Genomic DNA, 3,336 nt, shown 5'->3' on the forward strand with positions numbered 1-3,336 from the left:
CATCGAATTGCCCATGTTGTACAGACCTGATTGCAGGGCGCCAACGTTGCCGAGTCCGGAACTGCCGAGCAAGCCTGTCGCCACGTTGTGCCAGCCCGAGGCGTTCGCGCCGACATTGCCAAAGCCCGACGAACTGCCCGTGCCTTGGTTGAAGAAACCTGACGACGGTCCAGCGGTCGAATTACCGAAACCGGGCGCCGCCGCAATGTCGATCAGCGGAATGCTGATGGGGCCTACCCCGCTGGTGATGCCGATGTTGATCTTTGTATCGGGGCCTCCAACGAGACCTGTCACGACGGGCAGGCGGCCGATGATGGGGTTCGGGATATCAATGTTGCCGAGCTGGAGCTCGAAGAATCCCAGCACATCGATGTCGAACCCCGGGATGCTGAAGCCCTGGAAATCGGTCCCACCCAAGTCAACGGAGATCGGGATGTTGACGGGCGCCGTCACGCCCATGTTCAGTAGTGGTATCTCGGGAACATAGATACCGGCGTGGATGCCGATGAGTCCCTGATAGTCCTGATTCCAGAAGAATCCATTCGAGTAGCTGCCGGTGATGAATGCGCCCGTGTCGACGTTGCCCGAATTCGCAAGGCCGGTGTTGTAGCTGCCCGCGTTGAACAAACCGGTATTGACGTTGCCCGAGTTGAAGGCGCCTGTGTTCGTGTTGCCTGTGTTGAGTGCCCCGGTGTTGTAGTTGCCGGCGTTGACCAAGCCGGTGTTGAGGTTGCCGGCGTCGAAGACGCCGGTATTGAAGCTGCCGGCATTGCCTACTCCGATGTTGTAGCTACCTGCATTGCCGATGCCGACGTTGCCGGTGCCGGAGTTGAACAATCCGATGTTGCCGGTGCCGGAGTTGAACAATCCGATGTTGCCGGTGCCGGAGTTCAGGGCGCCGATTCCCACCTCATGATCGCCGGTGAGACCGAAGCCGATGTTGTTGGTGCCGGTGTTGCCGAAGCCGATGTTCCCGGCACCGCGATTGCCGAAACCGAGATTGGCGTGGCCGGCACTACCGAATCCGACGTTGTAGTCGCCGAGGTTCGCCAGGCCGATGTTGTGAGCACCCAGATTGCCGAGGCCCACGTTGTTGTTGCCTAGATTCCCGCCACCGATGTTGAACGAGCCGAGGTTCGCGGTGCCGAGATTCGACGCGCCGATATTCGCGCTGCCGATGTTCACGTCGCCGATATTTCCGGTGCCGAGATTGAGGCTGCCGATATTCGCGCTTCCGACGTTCGATCCGCCGACATCTGCGAAGCCCGCGTTGAAGTGCCACGGATTATGCAGCACGCCGGAAAGCCGGCTACCGGCGTTTCCGAGGCCGGAGATATCGGCTGGGGTCCAAAGATTCAGCTCACTGGTATTGATGTAACCGGAGACCGAATTTCCGAGGTTCCCGATGCCCGAAACCAGCTCGCCAAAATTCTTGTACCCAGAGATTCCTGAACTGCCGGAGGCGATGTTGAAGAACCCGGACAGGTTGGCGCCGGTATTCCCGAAGCCCGAGGCGCCGCCGGTTCCGCTGTTGAAAAAGCCGGATGAAGGACCGGCCGTCGAATTTCCGAAGCCGGGGGCGGCCGGCAGGTCGATGATCGGAATCCTGATCGGGCCGAGGCCGCCGCTGCCGCTGAATTCGAGGACCGTATCGGCGCTCCCGAGGTTGCCTACGATACCCGGAAGGTCAAACCCGGCATTCGGGAATGTTATGGGCCCTACCTGGAGGGCACGGCCACCAATGCCCAGTATTTCGATGTCGGCGGTGTATTGCGGCAATTGGAACTGATGAATGACAATTGTGCCGAACAAGAACTCGACGGGAATATTGATCGGTATTCGGATGTCCAGCTTGACCGGAATAGCCGTCGTAGGCACCGACAGCCCCACATAGGTCCCGAACAAACCCTGATTATCGCCGCGCCACAGCAACCCGTTCGAGTAACTGCCAGAAATCAAGGCGCCGGTGTCGAAGCTGCCGGTATTCGCTATTCCGGTATTATAGTCACCGGTATTGAAGCTGCCGGTGTTGTAATTGCCCGGGTTGAAGCCGAGTGTGTTGAAGTTACCGGCGTTGAAGCTGCCACTGTTGTAGTTGCCGCTGTTTGCGATGCCGGTGTTGGCGATGCCGGTGTTGAAGAACCCGGTATTGGTGCTGCCGGTGTTGCCGATTCCGCTGTTGTATTCGCCGGAGTTGAACAGGCCGAAGTTGCCGGTGCCCGAGTTTCCGATGCCCACGTTGCCGCTGCCGGAATTGAACAGGCCGAGGTTGCCGGTGCCGGAGTTGAGGTCACCGAAACCGATCTGGTGGTCGCCGGTCAGGCCGATGCCGATGTTGCCTGTACCGGTGTTGGCCAGACCGATGTTCCCGTCACCGAAGTTGCCCAGTCCGAGGTTGTGGTTACCGGTGTTGGCCAGGCCGACGTTGCCCAGGCCCGCGGTCAACAGCGGGCCGGTGTTCGCGAAGCCGATGTTGGAGCCGCCGATGTTGGCGCCGCCGAGGTTGAAGTCGCCGAAGTTGGCGCTGCCGAGGTTGAAGCTCCCCAAGTTGGCGCTGCCGAAATTGAGACTGCCGATATTGCCGCTGCCGATGTTGAGACTGCCGACGTTGGCACTTCCCAAGTTGAGGCCGCCCAGGTTCGCCGCCCCGGCGTTGAGCACCGTGCCGTTGGTGCCGTCACGCAAGAACCCCGCTACACCGGAGCCGGCGTTCTGCAGCCCGGAGAGCTCGGCGGGCGTGCCGATCCCGAGCGGGCTCGTGTTGCCCCAACCTGAAATGCCGCTGCCCAGGTTCGAAATCCCGGATTGCAGCGCACCGATATTGGCCAGGCCCGAATTTCCGGAGTCGAGGTTGCGGTAACCGGAATTGTTGGCGCCGATGTTGAAAAAGCCCGAGGAACTGCCGGTCCCGCTGTTGAAGAAGCCCGAAGACGGTACCGCAGTCGAGTTCCCGAAACCCGGCTGCCCGCCGAAATTGATGATCGTCCAGTCGACTGGGCCGATGCTGGCGAATGCCGTGATGTCGATCGAAGTCTTGGGGCCCCCGATCAAACCGTGCGGAGCCGGCACCCCAGGCAGATAACCGACCGCAATCTGAGGAACTTGGAGGCTGTTGATTACGCCGGTGAAAGCCGGCACCGGACCGATGCCGACGGTGAAGCCGAACGGGATGTTGGAGATGACCATCCCGCTGTAGACGGCGTCGGTCACGGTCGAGGTGATCGGAATGTTGATCGGAATGCTTCCGACCAGGTGCAGCGGGATTTCCGGAATATGGATCGTGTAGTTCGCGCCGAGCAGGCCTTGGGCGTCGCCGCGCCAGAGGATGCCGTTGTT

The 3,336-nt window shown here is 60.6% G+C and carries 1 protein-coding gene; it reads right to left on the reverse strand.

Annotation, left to right across the window (positions count from 1 at the left end; genetic code table 11):
• A partial coding sequence (locus tag AC5Y7D_RS30685; RefSeq protein WP_499929922.1) for a beta strand repeat-containing protein occupies positions 1-3,336 on the reverse strand: 3,336 nt, incomplete at both ends.

The sequence above is a fragment of the Mycobacterium sp. NGS49 genome (genome assembly GCF_059812565.1).